The 23734-nt window shown below is 58.0% G+C and carries 22 protein-coding genes; 14 read left to right on the top strand and 8 right to left on the bottom strand.

Annotated elements, in window-relative coordinates; translation table 11 throughout:
- Positions 1-497 (bottom strand): hypothetical protein (locus tag HB393_RS15915; RefSeq protein WP_213806160.1); only part of this gene is annotated, 497 nt, incomplete at its 3' end.
- Between the two features lie 114 nt (positions 498-611).
- On the bottom strand, positions 612-1571 hold the full coding sequence (locus HB393_RS15910; protein ID WP_213806159.1) for a TerC/Alx family metal homeostasis membrane protein: 960 nt from the start codon (positions 1569-1571) through the stop codon (positions 612-614).
- A gap of 93 nt (positions 1572-1664) precedes the next feature.
- On the opposite strand from HB393_RS15910, the gene HB393_RS15905 reads away from it, so the two are divergent.
- Positions 1665-2123 carry a DUF3761 domain-containing protein gene (locus HB393_RS15905; RefSeq protein WP_213806158.1) on the top strand — a complete coding sequence of 153 codons (459 nt, stop codon included), beginning with the start codon at positions 1665-1667 and terminating at the stop codon, positions 2121-2123.
- A gap of 10 nt (positions 2124-2133) precedes the next feature.
- Here HB393_RS15905 and HB393_RS15900 read toward each other — a convergent pair whose 3' ends face one another.
- Positions 2134-2934 carry a hypothetical protein gene (locus tag HB393_RS15900; RefSeq protein WP_255551200.1) on the bottom strand — a complete coding sequence of 267 codons (801 nt, stop codon included), beginning with the start codon at positions 2932-2934 and terminating at the stop codon, positions 2134-2136.
- A 79-nt stretch (positions 2935-3013) separates the two neighbouring features.
- Positions 3014-3811, bottom strand: coding sequence for a class I SAM-dependent methyltransferase (locus tag HB393_RS15895; RefSeq protein ID WP_213806157.1), 798 nt, complete (start codon positions 3809-3811; stop codon positions 3014-3016).
- A gap of 68 nt (positions 3812-3879) precedes the next feature.
- On the opposite strand from HB393_RS15895, the gene HB393_RS15890 reads away from it, so the two are divergent.
- The 6 genes from HB393_RS15890 (at position 3880) to HB393_RS15865 (ending at position 11838) form a co-directional block, all read left to right on the top strand.
- Positions 3880-5337, top strand: coding sequence for a dipeptidase (locus HB393_RS15890; RefSeq protein ID WP_213806156.1), 1458 nt, complete (start codon positions 3880-3882; stop codon positions 5335-5337).
- Positions 5337-6065 carry a molybdenum cofactor guanylyltransferase gene (locus HB393_RS15885; protein ID WP_213806155.1) on the top strand — a complete coding sequence of 243 codons (729 nt, stop codon included), beginning with the start codon at positions 5337-5339 and terminating at the stop codon, positions 6063-6065. Before HB393_RS15890 ends, HB393_RS15885 begins: the two co-directional genes overlap by 1 nt.
- A 79-nt stretch (positions 6066-6144) precedes the next feature.
- Complete coding sequence (locus HB393_RS15880; protein ID WP_213806154.1) at positions 6145-7155, top strand: ATP-binding cassette domain-containing protein; 1011 nt, start codon at positions 6145-6147, stop codon at positions 7153-7155.
- Positions 7156-7474: 319 nt separating this feature from the next.
- Positions 7475-8986, top strand: a complete 1512-nt coding sequence (locus HB393_RS15875) for a sugar transferase (RefSeq protein WP_345945239.1) — start codon at positions 7475-7477, stop codon at positions 8984-8986.
- A 47-nt stretch (positions 8987-9033) separates the two neighbouring features.
- The gene (locus tag HB393_RS15870) at positions 9034-10716 is read left to right on the top strand and encodes an NAD+ synthase (RefSeq protein WP_213806152.1); all 1683 of its coding nucleotides are present in this window, start codon (positions 9034-9036) and stop codon (positions 10714-10716) included.
- 75 nt (positions 10717-10791) lie between these two features.
- A complete protein-coding gene (locus HB393_RS15865) occupies positions 10792-11838 on the top strand; it encodes a DsbA family protein (protein ID WP_255551199.1) in 1047 nt (348 codons plus the stop codon).
- Positions 11839-11913: 75 nt separating this feature from the next.
- Here the strand turns inward: HB393_RS15865 and HB393_RS15860 are convergent, their stop codons facing one another.
- A complete protein-coding gene (locus HB393_RS15860; RefSeq protein WP_213806151.1) occupies positions 11914-13227 on the bottom strand; it encodes an NCS2 family permease in 1314 nt (437 codons plus the stop codon).
- Positions 13228-13325: 98 nt separating this feature from the next.
- Here HB393_RS15860 and HB393_RS15855 point away from each other — a divergent pair, with 98 nt between their 5' ends.
- The 7 genes from HB393_RS15855 to HB393_RS15825 all read left to right on the top strand — a co-directional run bounded on the left by HB393_RS15855 (position 13326) and on the right by HB393_RS15825 (position 20653).
- Positions 13326-13832: a cupin domain-containing protein gene (locus HB393_RS15855; RefSeq protein WP_213806150.1), complete on the top strand. Its 507-nt coding sequence runs from the start codon at positions 13326-13328 to the stop codon at positions 13830-13832.
- Positions 13833-13952: 120 nt separating this feature from the next.
- Positions 13953-14477, top strand: a complete 525-nt coding sequence (locus HB393_RS15850; protein ID WP_213806149.1) for a chemotaxis protein CheW — start codon at positions 13953-13955, stop codon at positions 14475-14477.
- 74 nt (positions 14478-14551) lie between these two features.
- Positions 14552-15790 (top strand): methyl-accepting chemotaxis protein, encoded by a 1239-nt coding sequence (locus HB393_RS15845; RefSeq protein WP_213806148.1) that lies wholly within the window; start codon positions 14552-14554, stop codon positions 15788-15790.
- A gap of 163 nt (positions 15791-15953) precedes the next feature.
- Positions 15954-18047, top strand: a complete 2094-nt coding sequence (locus HB393_RS15840; RefSeq protein ID WP_255551198.1) for a chemotaxis protein CheA — start codon at positions 15954-15956, stop codon at positions 18045-18047.
- A complete protein-coding gene (locus HB393_RS15835) occupies positions 18047-18922 on the top strand; it encodes a protein-glutamate O-methyltransferase CheR (protein WP_213806147.1) in 876 nt (291 codons plus the stop codon). The genes HB393_RS15840 and HB393_RS15835 overlap by 1 nt, the downstream gene beginning before the upstream one ends.
- A 76-nt stretch (positions 18923-18998) precedes the next feature.
- A complete protein-coding gene (locus HB393_RS15830) occupies positions 18999-20057 on the top strand; it encodes a chemotaxis response regulator protein-glutamate methylesterase (protein ID WP_255551197.1) in 1059 nt (352 codons plus the stop codon).
- A gap of 71 nt (positions 20058-20128) precedes the next feature.
- Positions 20129-20653 carry a chemotaxis protein CheX gene (locus tag HB393_RS15825; protein ID WP_213806146.1) on the top strand — a complete coding sequence of 175 codons (525 nt, stop codon included), beginning with the start codon at positions 20129-20131 and terminating at the stop codon, positions 20651-20653.
- Positions 20654-20675: 22 nt separating this feature from the next.
- Here the strand turns inward: HB393_RS15825 and HB393_RS15820 are convergent, their stop codons facing one another.
- The 3 genes from HB393_RS15820 to HB393_RS15810 form a co-directional block, all read right to left on the bottom strand.
- A complete protein-coding gene (locus tag HB393_RS15820) occupies positions 20676-20912 on the bottom strand; it encodes a hypothetical protein (RefSeq protein WP_213806145.1) in 237 nt (78 codons plus the stop codon).
- Positions 20913-21606: 694 nt separating this feature from the next.
- Positions 21607-22959: an FAD-binding oxidoreductase gene (locus HB393_RS15815; protein ID WP_213806183.1), complete on the bottom strand. Its 1353-nt coding sequence runs from the start codon at positions 22957-22959 to the stop codon at positions 21607-21609.
- Between the two features lie 347 nt (positions 22960-23306).
- Positions 23307-23732: an SRPBCC family protein gene (locus HB393_RS15810; RefSeq protein ID WP_213806144.1), complete on the bottom strand. Its 426-nt coding sequence runs from the start codon at positions 23730-23732 to the stop codon at positions 23307-23309.
- Positions 23733-23734 lie beyond the last annotated feature (2 nt).

Below are 23734 nucleotides of genomic sequence, written 5' to 3'. Positions count from 1 at the left end.
GAGGGTGCGGCTGAAATCTTAGTGGGCAAGAGGGTTTTCGTTAGGATGGGTGGGGTATGGGGGTGGTAGGGGGGGGGGGCGGGTTCTGCGGCTTTATCCGAGGTAGGTTTCTCTGTTGCTGGCTTGTCTTTGCTCTCTGCGGGATTCTCTGCGTGGCCTTCGGACTGGTGTTTTCCGTTGTGTCTTCCGGTAGGTGGGCCGTCCTGTTTTTCTGGACCAGGAGCGTCGGACGCGGGACGGTTGTCGGCGGTCTTTTCTCCGGGGACTGGAGGCTGAGGCTTTCGCACTGGTACGACCAGGGTTTGTTTCTTGTGGAGCTGGCCTAGCTGAACGAGGATTTTGGGGGGCTTATAGTCGCTGCCGCGAGTCGTCTCGTGGAAGCTGAAGGTCTGCAGGAATCCCGTGATGGCGAAGAAGATAAGAGCGGGAGTGGCAAAGACACCCAGATAGAGATGGAGCAGGCGGGAGGTCTTCAAGAGACTCTTTGTGGGGGACATGTCTTTCTTGTACCGGAAAAAACCAACTCCGACAATATTGGTCGGATATATTTCGAAATAATTCGCTTTGGATGAGAGTTGGGGCTTATGCAGCTCTCACCATCTGCCGAAACCCTAGACGGAGGTGGGCTCGGGTGTTGGCTTTGGAGGTAAGAGCAGGGACAGGATGATGGTGATGGCCAGGGTGGTGATGATGACTCCGAGAGAGGGCAGGGGACCGATCTCGATCCAGTGGGCAGAGAGCATCTTGAGGGCGGCGAAGGCGAGGACTACAGCCAGGCCGTAGTGCAGGAAGCGGAGTTTGATCAGGAGGTGGGCCAGGAGGAAGTAGAGGGAGCGGAGGCCCATGACGGCCATGATGTTGGAGGTGTAGGCGAGGAAGGGGTGGCGGGTGATGGAGAGGACGGCGGGGATGGAGTCCAGGGCGAAGACGATGTCGGTGATCTCGATGGCGACGAGGCAGAGGAGGAGCATGGTGCCCATGCGCCGTCCGTTCTCGCGGACGAAGAAGCAGTCCTGGCGGAGGCTGACGGGGTGGATCTTTGAGAGCCATTTGAGCCAGCGGGGGGAGCCGTGTTCTTCTTTCTCCTTCTCGGGGATGAGGAGGCGTATTGCGGCGCCGAGGAGGATGAGGGCGAAGATGTAGCTGATCCACTCGAAGCGGGCGAGGAGGCCGAGGCCAGCGGCGATGAAGGCTCCGCGCATGACGATGGCTCCGGCGACGCCCCAGAAGAGGACGCGGGGCTGGCGGGCGGGTTCGATGCGGAAGAGCTGGAAGAGGAGGAGGAAGACGAAGAGGTTGTCGATGGAGAGGGACTCTTCGATGGCGTAGCCGGCGAGGTACTCGACCGAGGAGGGGGAGCCGAGGGTGCGGAGTACGAAGAAGGCGAAGGCGAGGGCCGCGGCGATCCAGAGGATGGTGGCGGCGACGGCGGTGCGGTGGGTCTTGGATTGAACAGCAGCGGGGTCGGTGGGTACGGCACCTCGGCGGGCGTAGAGCAGTTCGATCGCGAGGAGGGCGATGATGTAGACGTGAAAACCGATCCAGTGGCTGAGGGGGGTCGAACTGTCCATGGGTACTTCGATGCTATCTTGAGTGGCCTTTTCCGGGGGCGGTGGAGAGTATGCAGCTTTGCGAGAGAATGGAGATCGGATTTGGGAGGATGGATGAGGCAGATTCGATGGATGGGGATCGCTGCGGGGTTGCTGGCTTCTGTTTATGGGATGGCTCAAGCGCCGTCGGGTGCTCCTGCGGGGGCGACGGGGCGATGCAAGGATGGCACGTTTAGTACGGCAGCTACCAAACTAGAGGCCTGCCATGGGCATTTTGGGGTGAGGGATTGGTATGTGGCTCCGGTCACTGCTCCTGTGGAGGGGCAGCCTGCCGTGGCGACGGCTGTTCCAGCGGCTGTGGTGGCTCCATCGCCTTCGCCGACTTCGACTGTTGCGACGGATGTGCCGGCGGGAGGTGCGCCGGGACTGGTGTGGGTGAATACCACGACCAAGGTGTATCACTGTGCGGGATCACAGTTCTACGGGAGGACCAAGGGCGGGAAATTTATGCCAGAGGCGGACGCGAAAGCGATGGGCGGTAGGCCGGCCCATGGGATCGCATGCAGCAAGTAGTTCGGTAGGACTAATCCCTGGCGTGGAAGAGCTTGTGGTTGATGTCGGGCCAGAACTCTTTGAACACGAAGGTGGCTGCATCCACGCCTACGTTGGTGCCCCACTTTTGGGCGGTGTTGCCGAAGGTGCGCTCACGGGACGGATAGTAAAGGTTGGAGATGCCGGCGGCTGCCCCGGCTCCGATTACTTCGCCTGCGTTGAAGGTCTCGTCACCTGAGTCGGAGCGGGTGATGACGACGCGGGAGAGGGAGTATCCGGTGCGTTTTAAGAAGCCGCCCTTGCCGAGGGTGTAGTACCGGGTGTCTTCGTGGGTGAGGGCGGGGACGATGAACTCCACGGAGTAGTTTTCGATGGACTGATCGACGTAGCTGTGCCAGAAGTAGCGGCCGTAGCCTTTGGCTCCCTGGCCGAACTCGGGGGTGGAGTTGTTGGCTTGTTGTTCAGCGGCTAGGGCGGCGGGGAGCAGGATGGCGGAGTAGTCGAAGGTGTCTTCGGTGGCGGTGATGAACTTCTCTCTTACGGATTGGGGCGGCAGATGAGAGTCGGCGCTGACGGCGCGGAAGTTTGGCACGATGCCGAGGATGCGCTTGGTCTGGTGGCCTGAGGCGCTTTGACTGGCGTCCTGCTGATTGGTGTCCTGTTGCGAGGATTGGCCGGATGCGGAATCTTCTGTTGCGGAGGAGGAGAATGTGCCGGGGGCGTCCGGAAGGGTGGACGAGGCGATTTGCTGGGACCGGGCGGTGCCGCAACAGATTGCAAGCGCCAGGGTGAGACAGACGAGAGACAGAGGTCGGGGGGAGGCTATCTGCATAGTTTGATTCACCCTTTCTTTGACTTGCTAGAGAGAGTTTTGGATTCAAAATGCGGATTTTTGTTTCAGATTGTGAATTTCAGGCGATAGCGTGGAAGCGGAGGCGTACGTAGTCTGCGATCCAGTTTCCGTCGGTGTCGCAGAGGACGGGTTCGAGGAGGGCGACGGTATTTTTGATGGCCTGAGCACGGTCTGCCGGGGGGAGACGGTCCAGGACGCCGTTGCGGAAGGTGGTGAGCCAGGTGGCCATGGGGTCTTCGCCGTGAGAGCCGATAGGGAGCGGGGTGGGGCGGGGGATGATTTCGATGGACTGGACGGTGAAGCCGGCGGCAGAGAGAAGGCGGCGGTAGGTATCGGGCGAGGGGTAGAAGGAGGCGGCGGAGGACTCGGCGTCGATGCCGTAGGGGGTGAGGACGGATTGGAGGGCGACTCGGATGGATGCGATGTTGGCGTGACCGCCCATTTCGGCTACGAAGCGGCCGCCGGGGCGGAGGGCCTGGTGAATGGCGGCGAGGGCGGTGGGTTGGCTTGCGGCGGGGATCCAATGGAGTGCGGCGTTGGAGAAGACGGCGTCGAACTGGTGTTTGTAGGGGAGGGATTCGACGGAGTGATGGTCGATGTTGAGGCCGCGGGCGCGGGCGGCGGCTACCATGGTGGGGGAGGCGTCGACTCCGGTGAGGACTGCGCCGGTGGAGGCGAGTTGTTCGGTGAGGGCTCCGTCGCCGCAGCCTACGTCGAGGATGTGCTCGCCGGGTTGGGGATTGAGCAGGCCGACGACCCCGGTGGCGAGGGTGGCTACGAAGCGGCCGTGGGCGGCGTAGGCGGTGGTGTTCCAGGTCTGTCCGGTGGAGGCAGAGGTGGCTAAAGAATCTTTCATATACTCATTGTTCGCTTGCGGCAGAAGATTCGCGAGTGAGATAAGTTGTTTTTAGAGGCGGATAAGCGATGACGAAGTTAGCGACAGCGGATCAGACGCAAGCAGCGGTAGTGTTTGCACGGGAGAATCAGGGGCGTTTCGTAGAGGAGTTGAAGGCTTTGTTAAGGATTCCTTCGGTCTCGACCGATCCGGAGCATGTGGGGGATGTGAGGAAGGCGGCGGAGTTTGTGGCTGCGGAGCTGCGGCGGATTGGGTTGGAGAATGTTCGGCTGGTTGAGACCTCAACGGAGGAAGAGGTGATCGCGGACGCGGCGGGGAATGCGCGGATGGTTCCGGCGAGGATCGGACATCCGCTGGTTTATGGGGATTGGCTTCATGCCAGTGGCGCTCCGACGGTGCTTTGTTATGGGCACTATGACGTGCAGCCGGCGGAGCCACTGGATGAGTGGAAGTCGCCTCCGTTTGAGCCGACGGAGAGGGATGGCAATATCTATGCTCGTGGAGCTGTCGACGACAAGGGGCAGATGTGGATGCATGTGAAGGCGCTGGAGGCGCTGATGGTGGCGGGAGGTGGGACGCTGCCGGTGAATGTTCGGGTGATCGTTGAAGGAGAAGAAGAGGTTGGGGGCGAGGGGATCGCGGCGTTTGTGCGGGAGCATGGAGATCAGTTGAAGGCGGATGTGGCGCTGGTATCGGATACGGAGATGTTTGCGCCGGATCTGCCGACGTTGTGCGTTGGGTTGCGCGGCATGATCTATACGGAGATCGAGGCGCGAGGGGCGCGGACGGATCTGCACTCGGGGCTCTTTGGTGGGGCTGCGCCGAATCCTTTTGTGGCGCTGGTGCAGGTGATTGCGCAGTTGAAGGATGCGGAGGGGAAGATTCTAATTCCGGGGTTCTACGACGGGGTCGCGACGCCTACGGATGCGGAGTTGAAGGCCTGGAAGGCGTTGCCGTTCGACGAGGAGCACTACCGGGAGACGGAGGTGGGTTCGGTGTCGTTGACGGGAGAGGCTGGATATAGCGTGCTGGAGCGGCTGTGGGCTCGGCCGACGCTGGATGTGCATGGGATGCCGGGTGGATTTATTGGGGCGGGAGCGAAGACGGTGATTCCGGCGAAGGCGGTGGCGAAGGTGAGCATGCGGCTGGTTCCGGATATGACTCCGACGGAGAGCTTCGCGAAGTACAAGGCTTATGTGGAGTCGCTGTGTCCGAAGGGGATTGTGCTGGAGGTGCGGCTGATCCACTCGGGCGATCCGATTGTGGTGAGTACGGACAACAAGTTCGTGCAGGCCGCTACGGAGGCGATGCACGAGGTGTTTGGGAAGGATACGGTGTTTGTGCGCGGGGGAGGGTCGATCCCGATTGTGGGGGACTTTGTGCGGGAGCTGAAGATCCCCACGGTGATGATGGGGTTTGGGCTGCCGGACGACAATCTGCATGCTCCGAATGAGAAATTCCATCTGGCTAATTTTTACCGGGGGATCGAGTCGATCATTCGGTTCTTTGGAGGCGTGGGGGCCTGATGGTCTGGCGTATGCCTTCCGATGTTGGCGGATATGTGCTGGCGGGCGGGAAGAGCTCGCGCATGGGCCAGGACAAGGCACTTCTGCCGCTGCAAGGGAAGCCGCTGGTGCTGCATGCGGTGGTCAAGCTGCGGCGTGTTTGTATGGACGTTCATATTCTGAGCAGCAAGGCGGAGCTGGATGCTTATGCGCCATTGGTGCGTGATCTTCATCCGGGTAGCGGGCCGCTGGGAGGGATCGAAGCAGCGTTGATGCACTCGCAGCATGACTGGAATTTATTTATGCCGGTCGATATGCCGTTTTTACCTTCCTCCTTTTTGGATCGATGGGTGAGGATGGCGGTTGTGCGGGAGAGGCGTGGACAACGCATCTCGATGTTTACGGTCTTTGGAGTTCCTCAGCCTACGTTGTGTCTGCTGCACAAGGATGTCTTGCCTTTTGTGAGTGCGGCGCTGAAGGAGGGGCGATTGAAGCTGTATTCGGTGCTGGAGGAGGCGGGGCGGGAGTTGGCGTTGCGGCAGCGAGTTTTGTTAGGCATCGCCTTTGCAAATATGCCTTGGGACGAGAACGCGAGGGTTGGAGAGGCGATAGAGGGAGATGTTAAGGGAGAGGCTTGGTGGATGCTTACGGAGGCGCAGCGGGCAGCGCAGGCGTTGTGGTTTTCGAACGTGAATACACCCGAGGAGTTTGCCGAAGCGGAGCGATTTGCGGGCGCTTTGGATACTTGATGTTGGCTGGTTCGGTATTTTGATTCGCCACGGGACGCATCTGATGGAAGAATAGCGAGAATAACCGAGGACAACGAAGATGGCAGAGCCGGACGATAAGGTTTCAGTGGGAGACGAAGGTCTGGTGGATGGTGCGCCGCAGACGGACCCGGTGAAGAAGGACAAGCGGGATGTCGTCGAAACGACGGATGGCGAGGGGTCCGAGCACTTGCAGGACGGTGCTACGCCGCTGACGGCAGATGTTTCGCCCGAGGTCTCGGTGGCGGTCGAGGAGTTCATGGAGCAGGCCGCGCAGCAGAATGAGGCTGCGGCAGAGGAGATTCCCGACGTCAAGAACAAGCCGGGAGCGTATATCTCGTTCGAGCATGTGTATAAGTCGTTTGGGGATTTTGTGGTGTTGGAGGATGTGAGCTTCTCCGTCAATCCGGGGGAGACGCTGTGCATTCTGGGACGAAGCGGCGTGGGGAAGTCGGTTTCGCTGCAGATGCTGCTGGGTTTTTTGAAGCCGGATAAGGGCATGATCTGGGTGGCGGGTGAGAATATCTGCGGCTTCAACGAGCGCGAGCTGCAACGCATCCGGCAGAAGGTGACGATGGTCTTCCAGAACGGAGCTTTGTTCGACTCGATCTCGGTGGGTGAGAATGTGGCGTTTCCGCTGCGAGAGCGCAAGGACCTGGATGAGGCGCAGATTCAGCAGGTGGTGAAGGGCCTTCTGGAGATGGTGGGAGTTGCAGGGATGGAGGACTTGCTGCCTTCGGACCTTTCGACGGGGATGAAGCGTTCCGTGGCGATTGCGCGGGCGCTGGCGTCGCAGCCGGAGGCGGTGTTGTATGACGAGCCTACGACGATGGTCGACCCCATGATGGCGCATCTTCTAGGGAATTTGATTGAGCGGCTAAAGCAGCAATTGCATTTGACGAGTATCGTGGTTACGCACGACATGCAGTTCGCAAAGAAGCTCGCAGACCGGGTGGTCTTTTTGCATCAGGGCGAGGCTCGTTTCTTTGGAACGATGGAGGAGATGGAGCGGAGCGACGATCCGGTGCTGCAGGAGTTTCTCACGCTCGATGAGTTAGTTCTTCCTGGGTGAGGGGAGTGAAGCCCTTATAACACTTTCGCGTTATAAAGGCAATGTAAATGCATGAAGAATGCGTTGGGGTCGTTCCGGAATGGGAATGAATGTTGCCTCCTCTGGCACCGAGGCAGTATCCTGATCTAGATATTTGCTAAATGAGTGAATTTTTCTAAATCCAATTTGTCTTTGATATGTGAAGGTCAAAGCAAAGAAATGCATCTTAGTAACGCTTGAAGTTTTTTAGGCTGGCAGTGTGCTACGGAGACGGTTCTGAGCATCTGAACAGCCAATGGGAGTGAAGCCGAATCCAGGATTTTTTAGAGAGGCGTACTCTGTGGCTACACCTGATTATTTGCAACAAGTCATCATCTCAGGAAGAAGGCGGTCGGAAGGAGATCGCAAGCGTTCCCAAGGGTTTGGCCTCTTCGGAAGGCCATCGGTAACAAGTATTGCCTGGGCCTCGCTCGATCTGCTGACGGTAATGCTCGCAGTTGTGCTGGCACTTCGCTTTCGTGTGGTGATGCCAAAGGATCTACCGACGATTGCGATCCTGCCGGATCTCTTCAACTCCGCGCCTCGAGCGCTGTTGTTTTATCTCGGTTGGTTTGCAGCCTGTCTGATTTTTTTCATGCGGTCGTATGGTTTGTATGGGCCGATCCAGAATCGCAACGGTTTGCATGAACAGCGAATGACAGTTCAGGCGACGCTGCTTGCCGGTCTGATTTTATGCGGGACCCTCTATCTACTGCGCGGGGTGGCTGTGTCGCGGGTGGTTGTAGGGCTCCTGGCCTTCATGACGGCTGCATTGATTTGTGTGCGCCGCGCGATATGGCGGCATATGGTTTATAGCCGCTTCCGCGCAGGGATTGAGACGAAGAATGTCCTGATCATCGGAGCGGGACGAGTCGCTCATGCTTTGAGAAATCATTTGGATTCGCTGCAGCATCTGGGATTCCGCTTCAAGGGGTTTGTGGCGCTGACCGAGCGTGAGGCAGAGTCGGGCGATGTCGATGTGATCGGAGATGTACGCAATTGCCTTTCGCTGGCTCGCTCCTTATTCGTGGACGAGATCTTCATCTCGGTTCCTGCGGATAAGAGGCTGGTGATCGGGCTTGTGGAAGAGGCGCGTGGAGCTGGGATCGATGTCCGTGTGGTTCCGGATCTCTACGATGGGCTGGCTTGGAATGCTCCGATTGAATACATCGGCCAGTTCCCAACAATTCCTTTGCATCGCCGTGATTTTCCGATCGGCGCATTTTTGCTGAAGCGCATTCTGGATATTTCTTTAGCGTCACTGGCATTGCTAGTCACTTTTCCGGCGATGCTATTGATCGCGATTTCGGTGAGGATGGGTTCGCAGGGGCCGATCTTCTACAAGGCGCAACGTATCGGGCGAAAGGGAAGAACCTTCTCCTGCTACAAGTTCCGCACGATGGTTCCGGATGCTGACAAGCTGAAGGCGGACCTGGCGCATATGAACGAGCGCGATGGGGTTTTGTTCAAGATCGAGAAGGATCCGCGTGTGACGACGATCGGTAGGATCCTGCGAAAGTATTCTCTCGACGAACTCCCGCAGTTTTACAACGTGTTGCGTGGCGATATGAGTCTTGTGGGACCGCGTCCGCCTATGGCCGCGGAGGTTCAGCAGTACGATCTGGCGCATCTGCGCCGCCTGGATGTTCTGCCCGGCATTACTGGGCTGTGGCAGGTTGAAGCGAGGCAGGATCCGTCTTTCGATAGTTATATTTCGCTGGATACGGCTTATGTCGAGAACTGGACGCTGTGGCTTGACCTGAAGATTCTGGTGCGGACGGTCGGTGTGGTGTTTAGCGGGACGGGGAGTTAAGTTGGCTTAGCCGAGCGTTTGGACCGACTAAAGGTTAGACTTAACGGGTGAAGATAGCACTGGCGCAGATTAATCCTACGGTGGGAGACTTCACCGGCAATACCAGCAAAATTCTGGAGTATGCTGCGCGTGCGGCGGAGCTTGGGGCGGGACTTGTCGTATTTCCGGAGCTGTCGGTGTGCGGGTACCCGCCGGCCGATCTTCTGGAGAAGAAGGACTTTGTTGCGCGTGCTGAAGCCGCAGTGAAAGAGATTGCGGCTTGGACTGCGAAGTCTGAACGGCCTGCCGTGCTCTGTGGCACGGTAATGCAGACGGCGGCTGAGGTCGGAAAGCAGGTACGGAACGTGGCCGCGCTGCTGACCGAGGGCAAGATCAGTTTTGTGCAACAAAAGATGCTACTGCCGTTCTACGACGTGTTTGACGAACAGCGATATTTTGAGCCGGCTGCGAGCCAAGCTCTGACACTGATCGATGGGCAGCCGCTGGCGATTACGATCTGTGAGGATGCCTGGAATGACAAGGGCTTCTGGCCGCGGCAGATGTATCCGGTGGACCCGGTCGATGAGTTGATGCGGCAGTGGGATGAAGAGGCTTCGGATCTAACGGCTGCACCGCGGATCATCCTGAATATTTCGGCCTCGCCGTTCTGGCGGGATAAGCCGACGGTGAGGGAGAAGATGCTCGCCGCGATTGCCACACGACACAAGGCTTTTGTCGCGATGGTGAATCAGGTAGGCGGGAACGATAGCTTGGTCTTCGATGGATCTTCGCTGGCTATTGGTCCGGATGGGGAGTTGTTAGCCCGTGCTGCTGGATTTGCTGAGGACCTGGTGCTGTTCGATACGGAAGGGAACGACGCTTCCGATGTGAGAGCCGAGGCTGCGGACGAGGTTGCGGCGATGTGGGACGCGCTGGTTCTAGGCACACGCGACTATGTGCGCAAGTGTGGCTTCAGCAAGGCGCTGGTTGGACTGAGCGGAGGAATCGATTCTGCGTTGGTGGCGGCGATTGCAGTAGAGGCGTTAGGGGCCGAAAATGTACTCGGTATCGGTATGCCGAGTGAGTACTCTTCGCTAGGCTCGATCGACGACGCGAGATTGCTGGCAAAGAACCTTGGGGTGCGGTTTGAGCTGCTTCCGATCCACGATGTGTTCGCGCAGTACCAGAATGTGCTGGAGCCGTTGTTTGCGGGTACGCCGTTCGGTTTGGCGGAGGAGAATCTTCAATCGCGGATACGGGGTGGGCTGTTGATGGCACTCTCGAACAAGTTTGGTTCGCTGGTGTTGACCACAGGAAACAAGAGTGAGATGTCGGTGGGGTACTGCACACTATATGGAGATATGGTGGGGGCGCTGGCGGTGATCGGCGACGTGATGAAGACGCGGGTGTATGCGTTGAGCCGCTATGCGAACCGTGAGCGTGAGCTGATTCCGCGCGCGACGCTGGAGAAGGCGCCTTCGGCGGAGTTGAGGCCAGAGCAGCGGGATACGGACTCTCTGCCGCCGTATGACGTGCTGGACCCGATTCTGGAGGCGTATGTAGAGCGCTACTGCTCTGCCGAACAGATTGCAGCGGAGCAGAATGTTGATGTTTCGCTGGTGCGGCAGGTTCTACACTTAGTGGAGCGCAGCGAGTATAAGCGTCAGCAGGCAGCCCCGGTTTTGAAGGTAACGCAGAAGTCGTTTGGAATGGGACGGCGTTTTCCCATTGCGGTTAAGGTTCAGGTCTGACGATTCATTAGCGATTTACTAGCGGCGATTCAATAGCAGCGCCCCGCGCAGAGCGGCGGCAGGAGGAAGGATTCTTTGAAGATTTCGAATTGGATGTTGGCAGGATTGGCTTCGGTATTGAGTGTGGCAGCGGTGGCACAGGCTCCTGCGGGAGCTGCCCCGGCGCAGAAGGCGCCTGCAGCTCCGGCTGCTCCACCCCTGGTCTTGAATTCGCTTGACCCCACGACGAAGGCCGATCCTTTTCCGCCGGTGAACCCGAAGTTTTTTACGGCTGCTTCGCCGACGGTAGATACGGTCAATAGCTTTTTGAAACAGCTTTGGGGATATGACGCGAATCGCATCTGGCGGGTAGAGGCGATCCAGGCTACTCCGGCGCCGGGCGTGGCGAAGGTGGTGGTGTTCGTCTCGGACAAGAGTCCGAACGCCAAGGTGCAGACGACTGCCTTCTTCGTGACGCCGGATGGCAATCATGCGCTGGCGGGCGACGGGGTGGTTCCGTTTGGCGCGACTCCCTTTGCCGAGACGCGGAAGCTGCTGCAGGCGCGCGCTGATGGAGCGTCGCGTGGCGTGGCCGGTAAGGACTTCATGCTGGTGGAGTTTGCCGACCTGCAGTGCCCGCACTGCGCGGAGGCGCAGCACACGATGGATCAGTTGGTGAAGGATTTCCCAAATGCGCGGGTGGTCTATCAGAGCTTTCCGTTGACCGATATCCATCCTTTTGCGTTCAAGGCCGCCGCCTATGGATACTGCGTTCAGAAGCAGAAGAACGATGCTTACTTCCCTTACGCGGCAGCGGTGTACGACGCTCAAGCAGCTCTCACTCCGGAGACTGGCGATGCAACGCTGAAGAGTGCAGTGACCAAGGCAGGGCTCGATCCGGCGGCCATCGACACTTGCGCGGTGACGCAGGCGACGAAGGATGCGGTGGATGCTTCGATCAAGCTTGCTCAGGATGTGGGTGTGGATCAGACGCCTTCGATTGCAGTGAATGGGCATGTGTTGCCGCTTACGCAGATTCCCTATGAGACGTTGAAGACGATCATTACGTATCAGGCTGCAATCGATGGGGCGACCGGTGCGACGTCTCTGGAGACTCGCAGGGTTCCGTCTCTAGGAAAATAGTTGGTGTTTGTTCGTTAGAGACGAGAGGGGGTGCATCGCTTATGCGGTCCACCCCTTCTTCTTTTCGAGCTGCTGCTATTTCGCGAGGTAGATGAAGCGGAAGAGGAAGAGCACGGCGAGGAGGTAGAGCATCCAGTCCTGACGGCGGGCTCTGCCGGTGAAGAGCTGGATGAGGGCGTAGCTAGTGAGGCCGAAGCTGAGGCCGTCGGCGATGGACCAGCTTAGAGGGATCATGACCAGGGTAAGAAAAGATGGGATGGCGATGTTGGGTTCGGTCCATTCGATCTTGCCGAGGCCGGTAAGCATGAGCGCTCCGACGAGGATGAGTGCTGGGGAGGTGGCGTAAGTCGGGATGGCTCCGATGAGTGGAGCGATGAAGAGGGAGAGCAGGAAGAGCAGGCCGGTGACGATGGCCGTGACGCCGGAGCGGCCGCCAGCTTCGACGCCGGCGGAGGACTCGATGTAGCTGGTGACGGTGCTGGTACCGGCGAGCGAACCGACGATGGTGGCGGTGGCGTCGGCGAAGAAGATGCGGTTGAGGCGTGGGATGGAGTGATCCGGGGCCATGAGATTGGCGCGTTCGGTGACGGCGACCAGAGTTCCAATGTTATCGAAGAGATCAACGAAGAGGAAGACGAAGATGATCTCGAAGACGCCGTAGTGGAGCGCGCCACGGAGATCAAGGTGAAACGCGGTCGCCCGGATGGCGGTGAGGGAGTAAGGAGTGGGCTCCCAGTGGAGCTGATGGAAGAGCAGACCGACGAGCATGGTGCCGAGAACGCCGATGAGCATGAAGGCACGGACGCGGAGGACCTGCAGAACAGAGATGAGCAGGAGTCCGAAGATGGCGAGCACGGTCTCCGGGGCGCGGAGGTTGCCGAGGGTGATGATGTGAGCGGCGTTGGGGACGATGATGCCGGAGTTGCGGAATCCGACGAAGGCGATGAAGAGGCCGATGCCTCCGCCGACTGCGGCGTGGAGTTGATGGGGGATGGCGGCGACCAGACGCTGGCGGATGCCGGCGTAGGTGAGGGCCAGGAAGATGACTCCGGAGACGAAGACGGCTCCCAGGGCGGTCTGCCAGGGCACGCCCATCCCTTTGACGACGGTATAAGTGAAGTAGGCGTTGAGGCCCATGCCGGGCGCGAGCGCGAGGGGATAGTTCGCAACGGTTCCCATGAGGATGCTGCCGAAGGCCGCACAGAGGCAGGTTGCGGCAGTGACTGCACCGACGGGCATGCCGGTTTGGCTGAGAATGGCCGGGTTCACGAAGATGATGTACGCCATCGTGATAAAGGTGGTGATACCGGCGAGGATTTCGGTTCTCCAGTTGGTGTGGAGTTCAGCGAAATGGAAGTATCGTTCGAGATGTTCGAGACGGGTACGCATGGGCTGTGGTTTCCTGTTTGCCGTTTGGAGATGAAGTGATGGAATGGAGAGGACGGTAGAGGACGATGTCTTATCCAGCATAGCGTGAGAGGAAGCGAATGACAGTAGAGGATGTAAAGAAGATGTTGGGGTTGCAGCCCCATCCGGTGGAGGGTGGGTGGTTTGTGCGGACCTATCAATCTGAGGAGACGATCCCGGCCGCGAGTTTTTCGGATGGGCGTTATACAGCGCCTCGCCGTGTAGGGACGGCGATCTACTACCTGCTGGAGCCGGGGACGTTCAGCGAGATGCACAGGTTGAAGGCGGATGAGATCTACCACTTCTACATGGGGGATGCTGTAGAGATGCTGCAGTTGGATGAAGAGAACGGCGGGAAGGTCGTCGTGATCGGGAGTGATCTGACGGCAGGGGAGAGGCCGCAGGTGATCGTGAGGCGTGGGGTCTGGCAGGGATCGCGGCTGTTGGCGGGAGGAAGCTGGGCGCTGTTGGGATGCACGCTTACCCCGGGTTTCGAGTTCGAGGACTACGAGGGAGGCGAGAGAGTGGAGCTTTGCGCCCGATGGCCGGAGTTTGAGGAGTTGATTACCGCATTGACCAGGATCTGAGGCCGGGCGTGTGAAACATTTTTCATCCATCTCCTTATGTCTGCTCTTCCGCAGACGATAAAGGCAATATGTGCCCAGATCTCCAGCTTGAGGGAGGGAGGCCGAGGATGAAAAGACAACATGCAAACGACCACGCTTCCACAAGTGTCGCAACCGGTTGCGCCGCCGGATGTTGATGATCGCGCCGGTAAATATCTTATCTTCCACTTAGGACCCGAAGAGTTCGGTATCGAGGTTTTAAAGGTGCGGGAGATTATGGGTCTGCAGGACATTACTACCATTCCGCAGACTCCGCCCTACGTTAAAGGCGTCATCAACCTTCGTGGGAAGGTGATTCCTGTAGTGGACCTGCGTCTGAAGTTTGGACTGCCGCCGGAGGAGTATACGGGGCGTACCTGCATCATCGTCGTACGGACGCACCAGGCGGAAGAGGAGTTGATGATCGGCATCATCGTCGATGGTGTGGCGGAGGTGCTGACACTGACACAGGCAGACATCGAGGATACCCCGGACTTCGGACCAGGTGTAGTCACCCCTTATCTGAAGGGAATGGCGAAGATCAAAGACAAGGTCAAGATTCTGCTGGACATCGATCAGGTGCTCAGTTCGCAGGAACTTCACGGCCTGACCGACCTGCTCCAGTAGCGTGCGCCTGCCGCGACCTGTCGCAATCCTCCAACCCTGACTTGAACCGAACGGAGTGCTTCATGAGATCCAGCATGACCATCAGCAAAAAGATCATTATTACCTCTGGCGTTTTGATTGCCGCCTGCGCGATTCAGGCTGCGGTCGCTATCTATGGATTCATGGACGTTCGCGCGCAGGCGAATAACAGCGCCGAGGTCAATGCCTCGGCGAGTTATTTCTTCTGGAGCGAGGTGGTAATCTTTCTCGCTTTTACTGTCGCCGGATTAGTCTTCGCGATGATGACGACTCGCGGAATCAACCGCATGTTGCGACAAGCTGTTCTGGAGTTGAGCGATACGGCGGCTCAGATCGCTAGCGCGGCGTCGCAGGTGGAGGGTTCCAGCCAGAGTATGGCGCAGGGATCTTCCGAGCAAGCGGCGACCATTGAAGAGACTTCGGCTGTGAGCTCTGAGATTAACTCCATGGCGCAACGTAATACTGAAAACTCTCGCACGACCGCGGATATCGTGACCGCGTCGCAAGCACGATTCGAGCAGACGAACGAGTCTTTGCAGCAGATGGTGGTGGCAATGGACGACATTGCAAGCTCTAGCCAGAAGATCTCGAAGATTATCAAGGTCATCGATGAGATAGCCTTCCAGACCAATATTCTGGCGCTGAACGCTGCTGTTGAGGCTGCGCGAGCGGGCGATGCGGGCATGGGATTCGCAGTAGTCGCCGATGAGGTGCGCAACCTCGCTCAACGTTGTGCGCAGGCGGCCAGGGATACGTCGATGCTGATCGAGGATTCGATTGGCAAATCCGATGGAGGCAAAGCGAAGGTGGATCAGGTTGCAGGGGCGATCCGATCGATCACCTCGGAGTCTGCGAAGATGAAGATCCTTATCGACGAGATCAATCTTGCCAGTGTCGAGCAGGCTCGTGGCATCGACCACATTGCACGCTCCATCTCGCAGATTGAGCAAGTGACGCAAAGCTCGGCCGCCGGCGCGGAGCAGAGCGCGGGTGCGGCTCATGAACTGAGCGCCCAGGCCAAGACCATGCAGGAGGTGGTCGAGCGGCTGACGATGATGGTGGATGGCGACGAAAGTCTTATGAGAAGTTCGATGAGGGTTCGTCCCCGTCAGCTCGTCTCCAAGGCGACTTCCGCCTTAAGGGCGAAGCCCGGGGTTCGTCCTGCAGCGGCTGTCACGCGCTTCAGATCTGCTGTTGCGTTTCCAGCTCTGAAGAAGGTAGGAGCCGTACCAAGCATTCCATTGGCGGCTGTGGGCGGCGAACTTCCTATGGACGATGACTTCAAAGAGTTCTAGTCCTATGAGATGCGCATCGTCGAACGATTTTGCAGTCGATGATGGCCAGCGTTGAAGTTCGGCGAAATCGCCATAGCTAAAAGCGCATTGGCGAGAACTGCTGTCATCGCTTTGGCGAGCGGCGCTGAGAGTTTCTGAACCTGAGTTCCCCTGAAGAGGCTCTATGTCTGCACCATCCGAAAATGCCGAGCTGACTAGTTTGATGGATCAGCTCGATGATCTATCTACACGCTTGATCCTCGATGGTGTAGGTGCCGATATTTCGACCGGACTGCAACGGCTTAGCGAGACCGCCGCAGAACGTGGAAGTAATCAGATAGCGATGGCGGCGCGGCTGCTCTATGAGCGTACGACTGCTTCTGCGGAAGCCTCTGTCCCGGAGCTGACGGAATCGTTTAACTCAGGTTTGATGGAATTAAGAGAGATGATTGAGCGGGATGCCAACGAAGCTGCCGATGCGCAGCGAGATTCTGCAGGATCGATCGATGAGAGCGAGGTCGCAGAAGCCGGATTTGATTCGCTTGCTGTCGACGAGGATCTCGTCCTTGAGTTCATCACAGAGTCGCGCGAACATCTAAGTCACATCGAGAGCCAGATGCTTGAGCTCGAGCGGGACAACTCCGCTGCAGAGACCCTGAATGCTGTCTTCCGCGCATTTCACACCATCAAAGGGTTGGCGGGATTTCTTGAATTCACTGCGATTCAAGCGCTGGCGCATGAGGTGGAGACATTATTGGACCGGGCTCGGACAGCACAGCTTGTGGTGACTCCCCTGGTCGTGGATGTGGTGCTGGAGAGTACCGATGTCGTACGGCACGAGCTTACAGGTATCGAGCAACGGATGGCGGGGCGGGCGTTTGAGCCAAGCAACGTGAATGAGGCATTGTTGCAGCGGATTCGCGATGTCGCGGAGGGAGAGACCGTACATGCTCCAGCGGAGGAGAGTGAACTCGATCCGTCTGCTTCAGCCCTCTCGGTTCCTAAGCCAGCACTTTCCCCTGAACTTGTTCCACCTGGGGCCTTTGACGAGGTCCAACCTATGGAGGGCTCTACCCGCACGGTCGCCAGACGTGCCAGCGATACCTCCAGGGCCGTCGATGCTTCATCCTTGCGCATCGATACCGCCAAGCTCGATCAGTTGATGGATATGGTTGGCGAGATGGTCATTGCACAGACTTTGATTGGTCATAGCCCCGCCCTCGCCTCTGTCACCGATCCGCGGCTACTGAGCGACCTGATGCAACTGGCCCGTATTACCGCCGATGTTCAGAAGGTTACAACTGGAATGCGCATGGTCCCCATCGGTGCGCAGTTTTCCAAGACTGCTCGGCTGATTCGCGATCTCTCTCGCAGAGCCGGCAAGCAGATCGTGCTTGAGACCAGCGGCGAGGATACTGAACTCGACAAGACCATCGCGGAGGAGCTCTCCGATCCTTTGCTCCATATGGTTCGTAACTCTATCGATCATGGGATCGAACCTCCCGAGGAGCGCATCGCTCTTGGCAAGGATCCTACGGCTCGCATTCGGATCTCTGCGTACCACCAATCGGGTCAGATCGTCATTGCTATCTCGGACGATGGCCGCGGCTTGAATCGCGAGAAGATCCTTGCCAAGGCACAGCAGAACGGCCTCATCCAAAGTGGCGCGCAGCTTAGCGACAATGAGATCTTCCTGCTTATCTTCGAGCCCGGTTTTTCTACTGCGGAGAAGATCACAGATATTTCAGGACGAGGCGTCGGAATGGATGTGGTGCGCAAGCATGTGCAAAAGCTGCGCGGGCGCATCGACATCCAATCGAAGCAGGGCGAAGGAACGACCTTCTATTTGAAGCTTCCACTTACTCTTGCCATCATCGAGGGACTGGTGGTCGTGGTGGGGATGCAACGCTACATCGTACCTATCTTCTCGGTGAGAGAGATGTTTCGTCCGACGGCGGAGATGCTTTCGACGGTGCAGGGAACCGGTGAGATGGTGATGGTGCGAGGCGGCCTCATGCCGGTCGTTCGGCTGCATCGGCTGTTTCGGATGGAGGCGCGGACGGACCGTCTCGATGAGGGAGTCCTCATTGTGGCTGAGAGCCAAGGGAAGCACTTCTGCTTATTCGTGGACGATCTTGTGGGCAAGCAGGAGGTTGTAATCAAGAGCCTGGGCCGAAGTTTTCAGAACATCGCCGGTGTCGCGGGGTGCGCCATTCTTGGCGATGGGCGCGTGGGTCTCATCCTCGATGTGGAAGGCCTTTATAAGGCGAGGGCTTGATGCCTGGTTCGGCTCTCATCCTCGGCGACTCTATCCCGAAGCTACATTCGGACGAGTACGGCAAGATCAGCAAGCTTGTTTATGAGCATTGTGGTCTTGATCTGCGCGAGGGCAAACAGAGTTTTATCGCGGTGCGCCTGGGGAAGACGCTTCGCGAACTGAGACTAAGTTCCTTTCAGGTTTATCTGGAGTACGTGAGGGCAGACCGTACTGGCGTGGCTCTGGCGAGCATGGTGGATCATCTCACCACCAATCACACCAGTTTTTTTCGCGAACCCTCCCATTTCGATTTCCTCTGTAAGGATATCTTTCCTGCCCTGCGGGCCAGACCTCCAATTCACATCTGGAGTGCGGGATGCTCGAGTGGCGAGGAGCCATATTCCATTGCTATCTCTTTGATGGAAGAGTATGGGATGGAGGCTGCGGAACGCGTCCGGATTCTGGGAACGGACATCTCCTTGCGTGTGCTTGAAAGAGCGCGACGCGGTGTCTACCCGGCTGAGCGGTTTGAAGGTTTGCCGGTTCCGCTGCTACAGCGATATCTGCTGAAGGGACACAACGCTTCAGCTCAGTCTTACCGAATCAAGAGTGCCATTCGCTCGATGGTCGAGTTTGAGTATTTAAACCTGATGGGGCAGTTGCCCGAGAACTACCGCTGTTCGGTGATCTTCTGCCGCAACGTCATGATCTATTTTGATAAACCTACTCAGCAAAATTTAGTTGCCCGGCTGACGGATCATCTGGAGCAGGGGGGGTATCTCCTGATCGGTCACTCTGAGAGTTTGAATACGATCTCGCATGGGCTGGATTATGTCTCCCCGGCGATCTATCGAAAACCAAATCTAGTGCGCAGCTTCAAGATAGGGCGGTACTGATGTCAGCACACTTGTTTAACGCTCGAGATGGTGCTGGAGGCGGTGAACGAGATGCCATGTTCGATGAAGGGTGTCCATGCACATGATGAACCGCAAGATCAAAGTGCTAATCGTAGATGATTCGGCGATCGTGAGGAAGATCCTGAGCGATACGATTCTCTCGGAGCCCGACATGGAGGTGGTCGGCACGGCTCCCGATCCGTACATCGCGCGTGACAAGATTCTGGCGTTGCGGCCGGATGTGCTGACGCTCGATATCGAGATGCCGCGCATGGACGGACTTACCTTCCTGAAGCGGTTGATGCGGCATCATCCGATCCCGACGATCATTATCAGCTCGCTTGGGCAGGCTTCCTGCTCGGCAACGCTCGAGGCGTTGCGTTGGGGAGCGGTTGACGTGCTCGCAAAACCCGCTGGTCCTTACTCTGTCTCCAATTTGCGGCATAGTATCGCAACGAAGATTCGCGGCGCGGCGGCAGCAAGGCCGCGTATCGGACTGGAGATGGAGAGGAAGGCTCAGCCAGCGGAGAGGCCGGTTCCTGCGCGACGTATTGTGTCCTCTCCTGGGACTGTGATCGCGATTGGTGCATCGACCGGAGGGATTGCTGCGATTCAGGATATTCTTCTGCAACTTCCCGCCGATATACCAGGTATGGTCATCACACAGCATATCCCTGCGGGCTTTTCGCTGGCCTTTGCGAATCGTTTGAACAAGATTTGCAGCATGGAGGTCAGGGAGGCAGTCGATGGGGACGCGCTTCGCTCCGGACTGGCGTTGATCGCTCCGGGTGGATATCACCTGGTGCTGCGACGGAGTGGTGGTGGGTATGTGGTGGAGTTGCAGCAGGGACCTCCAGTTTGCTACCAGAGGCCTTCGGTGGATGTGATGTTTGCCTCGGTTGCTCAGGTTGCGGGCTCGCAGGCAGTTGGCGTGTTGCTTACAGGGATGGGAACCGATGGCGCTCGGGGAATGCTGGCGCTCAAGCGAGCAGGTGCTGCGACCATCGCGCAGGATGAGGCGAGCTGCGTTGTCTATGGAATGCCGCGCGAGGCTGTGCGGTTGGAGGCGATCGATACGGTCGCGTCGCTTAGCGATATACCAAGGGTTTTAGCGGAGACTGTCGGCAGCATGTGAGCTGGCTTCGAAGATGTGCAAGGAAAGATGGATAGCTGCGACGAGTTTGATACATGCGAGGAGAAGAGCCGATGTCTGAGTCAATGGTTGCTTTGAAGTCTCTTAGTGCGGAGGATTTTCTTTCCGCTAAAAATATGGAACGCGTCGATGATACGGTCGCCGAAGTCTTCAGCATGATGCTGGGGTTCGATGTGGAGTCGATTCCGGCTGCAGTGCCTACGGCGAATCCGGGAGAGATGAACGAGAGGACGGCGATCGTCGGGTTCTCGGGATCGATGCGTGGATCGTGCGAGGTACGGGTGGACTTCCTGGCCGCGAAGGACATATGCGTGGCTATGATCGGCGACGCGAGCGCCGAGGAGGAGGATTCGATCAGTGACGCGTTGGGCGAGCTGTGCAACATGCTCGCGGGCGGCTGGAAGAATCGGCTGCCGTCGTTTTCGGCGGAGTGTTCGCTGTCGCCTCCGACGGTTATCTCAGGCCGGGATTACAGGGTGCATATGAGTACGCCTTCGGTGCGGCTGGTGCGAACTTATCGGTTCGGCGAACACACATTTCATCTGACCTTGCACCAGGAGGATCCGATTACGGCTTAGGCCTGGAGCCTATGGGCCGCATCTAGCCTTTGTATGCGGGGCGGAGGGCGCTCTCCCGTTCGCGACAGGCGCTGCAGCGTTCGAGATGCTCGAGCAGTGTGGTCGAGGTCCAGGTTTGGTTCTTTCTGGCGTTCTCGATGCGGCGCTCGCGCTGAGCCTGAGCAACTGAGGTATCGCCCAGGGCTTCGGTAGCGGCGGCCATTTCATTGGTCGCGTTGACGAGCATCTGCTTGAGTTCACGGCCGGCGGAGCATGGCATGGCTGGAAGTTTAGCAGCTTTGATTTTGGGGTGGAAAGCGGTTGGCCGCTCTTCGCCTACCCCACCCCCCTTGCCGGGCGCTAACCCGTTTATTGCTATTGCGTTGCAGAAGGGTAGGGCAGCCAAAATCCTGATTCGACGCGGTTTGCGTCCAAATATGAGAGCCAGCGTGACTACGGGCAGTCCTCTCCCTGTAAGCATGGGCACGAAGACAAAGAACGGGCGGTTTCCTTGCTTTTGGAAAGACCGTGGACACTTAGTCCATATTTTTGATTCCTTCTTTAATTGTACCGAGTTGGAAGGGGAAAAGTGCCACATGCTAAGTGAGGCTGATTCAATGGTTAGGCGGTTTTGGGGCTTGACAAGCTTTTCCACAAGCTGGGGTTCTGTTCTCTCGGTGCCCAATGTAAGGAAAGGGTGAACTTCGGAGGGACAATAACGCTGTGCGGGGCCGCTGAAGTTTATGCGAAGGATGGGATGGAACTGGAGACGATCGGGATCGAACGCAACTGGGGCAATTGTCTGGCGCGGCTTAATCTTAACTTCAACTTATCCAGAGATCGCTAAGAAGGGCCGGCGTGGAGGTGTGTTACTCCACGCCGTTTGTGGGCTCCCTGGGGAGGGGAAGAGCTGCGCCGCTTGAACTTCGCCTTTGCAGGGATGCTGCGCGGGCGGAGTTTCAGGTGAACCAGGATTACGACTGCGGGGTGATGTTGCGGTTGTTGCAGAAGATATTCTCTGGATCGTATTTTGCTTTGATCTGCTGCAGGCGTTTGTACTGGTGGCGGTATGCCGCGCCAACGGATGCGCTATCGAGGCCGGAGAGGGTGATGGGGCCGGGTCCGACGGAGATTGGATCGAGGGCCTCTTTGAAGGCTTGCATCCAGGCTAGGTGTGGTGTTTCGTCTTCGGAGTGCCAGCCAGAGTACATTCCGATGACGTAGGGAACGTGGCGGAGGGGCACGGCGGAGTGGTTCTGATCGGGCCTTCTGGCTGCGCCATGAATCTCGTAGACTACGACGGCACTATCCGGCGAGGTGCGCTCGTTGCCGTATTTGACGACCTCGGCAATGGCTTCGTCGCTTAGTTCCGCGAGCGCGCGGGTATCGAAGGCGTAGTTATGTCCGGCGGGATCGCGGTCGGACGTAAGCGCAAGGATGGCGCCGGGAGGCACTGGAGCGATCAAGTCCATGATGGGGGTGCCGAAGGCGCGTAGAGGAGCGAGGAGGCGCTCGCCTTCGTCCAAGGGACCGATGTGGGAGGCGAAGAAGGCGAAGATGGGAGTGCCATCGGGCGCGCCCATGATGACCGCAAAGACGGAGATCGCGTCGGGCAGGTTGCGAGTGAATTCGCGATAGAAGAGGAGAGCCTCTTTCGCCTGGGAGACGGGGTGCATGACGATGCCGGCGAGCGTCGGCTCCACGGGATGAAGCTGATAGGTGAAGGAGGTAACGATGCCGAAGTTGCCGCCGCCACCGCGGATGGCCCAGAAGAGGTCGGGGTTCTCTTTTGCAGAGACTTGCATAATTGTGCCGTCGGCGGTGACAATTTCGGCGGAGAGCAGATTGTCCGAGAGAAGGCCATAGCGGTTCATCAGGATGCCGATGCCGCCGCCGAGCGTGTAGCCGGCGATTCCGACCGTTCCGTGTGAGCCGAAGGTGACGATGAGGTTCTTCTCTTGAATCGCCTCGATGAACTCTCCGATGGTGACGCCTGCCTGAGCGGTGCCGATGCGGTTGGCGGTGTCGACCGAGATCGACTTCATGCGGGTTAAGTCGATCACAATTCCTTCGTTGCATGCGCTTGCGCCCATGGCGTCGTGGCCGGCGCTGCGGACCGCGAGCGACAGGCCCTCGGTCCTGGCGATGCGTATGAGCTCTACAATTTGTTCGGCGCTTCCGGGATATGCGACGATGGCAGGCTTGCGGTCGAATCGGCCGTTCCAAAGGGCGCGTGCCTGGTCGTAGTCCTTGTGAGCGGAGTCCACGAAGGAAATTTGAAGATCTGTCAGCTCCTCGGTGATAGCTGTTTCAGTTCGAGTGGGCATAGAGACACCTTTCTTTATTTGAAGTAACTACGACGATCTTGTGCGAGAAGATGGGGAGGGCTGCTCTGTTCCTATGGAGTGTGAGGCTCAGCATGAACCTGTTTTGCGGTTCGGGACGGGTTCTGTCTTTTCTGCCGGATACTCATCTTCGCGGCGATAAAAGACAATCTGCTAATTCCTTGGTTACAATTTTTGCGACACGAACGCGACGCGAACGCATAGATACGTGCACTTATGTAGACACGTTTACGGTTCCTTTATTCCGGAGTACTCCGAAATAAGCGGGAGTGGCGGACGCAAAACGGGGCGCCATGATGGCGCCCCGTGCCTCTACTGAACTGATAGGACTACTTTTTAGCGGTCACGAATCCGGCAGCGAGGGCGTTAAGACCGCCTTCGTACATCCCCTGGAAGAGTTTCGTGGCTTCTTCTTCGCTTACGCCGTTGGGGGTGAACTTGCCCGACCACTCCACCTGAGATTCTTTTCCATCGGCCTTCGCGGAGACGCTCAGGGTGGAGAGGTAGCCGGTGACCGGGAAGGGGCCTTCGACGATGGAGTAGCTATAGCTGCGCGCAGCGTTGTCGAACGTTTCGAGACGCTCGACGATAGGTTTGCCGTCGGAGTCTGCGAGGTGCCGGACGCGGCCACCTTCGCGCAACTCGCTTTTGGGGATGGCGGGTAACCAGTCGGGCAGCGAGTTGAATCCGCCGACCCGTTGCCAGACCTGATCGGGGGAGGCGGGAATGTCTATCTTTGCGGATGCTTGTGCCATGA

This window comes from Granulicella sp. dw_53 (genome assembly GCF_018449545.1).
Taxonomy (GTDB): Bacteria; Acidobacteriota; Terriglobia; order Terriglobales; family Acidobacteriaceae; genus Edaphobacter.
The sequence above is the reverse complement of the archived record's forward strand: the minus strand, read 5'-3'. Positions and strand labels throughout refer to the sequence as shown.

What these genes read in the sequence shown, in the direction of transcription:
- HB393_RS15890 (WP_213806156.1), top strand. Translation starts at nt 3,880, where the DNA reads ATGACGAAGTTAGCGACAGCGGATCAGACGCAAGCAGCGGTAGTGTTT.
- HB393_RS15900 (WP_255551200.1), bottom strand. Translation starts at nt 2,934, where the DNA reads ATGCAGATAGCCTCCCCCCGACCTCTGTCTCTCGTCTGTCTCACCCTG.
- HB393_RS15810 (WP_213806144.1), bottom strand. Translation starts at nt 23,732, where the DNA reads ATGGCACAAGCATCCGCAAAGATAGACATTCCCGCCTCCCCCGATCAG.
- HB393_RS15895 (WP_213806157.1), bottom strand. Translation starts at nt 3,811, where the DNA reads ATGAAAGATTCTTTAGCCACCTCTGCCTCCACCGGACAGACCTGGAAC.
- HB393_RS15910 (WP_213806159.1), bottom strand. Translation starts at nt 1,571, where the DNA reads ATGGACAGTTCGACCCCCCTCAGCCACTGGATCGGTTTTCACGTCTAC.
- HB393_RS15820 (WP_213806145.1), bottom strand. Translation starts at nt 20,912, where the DNA reads ATGCCATGCTCCGCCGGCCGTGAACTCAAGCAGATGCTCGTCAACGCG.
- HB393_RS15825 (WP_213806146.1), top strand. Translation starts at nt 20,129, where the DNA reads ATGTCTGAGTCAATGGTTGCTTTGAAGTCTCTTAGTGCGGAGGATTTT.
- HB393_RS15860 (WP_213806151.1), bottom strand. Translation starts at nt 13,227, where the DNA reads ATGCGTACCCGTCTCGAACATCTCGAACGATACTTCCATTTCGCTGAA.
- HB393_RS15840 (WP_255551198.1), top strand. Translation starts at nt 15,954, where the DNA reads ATGTCTGCACCATCCGAAAATGCCGAGCTGACTAGTTTGATGGATCAG.
- HB393_RS15885 (WP_213806155.1), top strand. Translation starts at nt 5,337, where the DNA reads ATGGTCTGGCGTATGCCTTCCGATGTTGGCGGATATGTGCTGGCGGGC.
- HB393_RS15855 (WP_213806150.1), top strand. Translation starts at nt 13,326, where the DNA reads ATGACAGTAGAGGATGTAAAGAAGATGTTGGGGTTGCAGCCCCATCCG.
- HB393_RS15905 (WP_213806158.1), top strand. Translation starts at nt 1,665, where the DNA reads ATGAGGCAGATTCGATGGATGGGGATCGCTGCGGGGTTGCTGGCTTCT.
- HB393_RS15815 (WP_213806183.1), bottom strand. Translation starts at nt 22,959, where the DNA reads ATGCCCACTCGAACTGAAACAGCTATCACCGAGGAGCTGACAGATCTT.
- HB393_RS15845 (WP_213806148.1), top strand. Translation starts at nt 14,552, where the DNA reads ATGACCATCAGCAAAAAGATCATTATTACCTCTGGCGTTTTGATTGCC.
- HB393_RS15880 (WP_213806154.1), top strand. Translation starts at nt 6,145, where the DNA reads ATGGCAGAGCCGGACGATAAGGTTTCAGTGGGAGACGAAGGTCTGGTG.
- HB393_RS15850 (WP_213806149.1), top strand. Translation starts at nt 13,953, where the DNA reads ATGCAAACGACCACGCTTCCACAAGTGTCGCAACCGGTTGCGCCGCCG.
- HB393_RS15830 (WP_255551197.1), top strand. Translation starts at nt 18,999, where the DNA reads ATGCACATGATGAACCGCAAGATCAAAGTGCTAATCGTAGATGATTCG.
- HB393_RS15835 (WP_213806147.1), top strand. Translation starts at nt 18,047, where the DNA reads ATGCCTGGTTCGGCTCTCATCCTCGGCGACTCTATCCCGAAGCTACAT.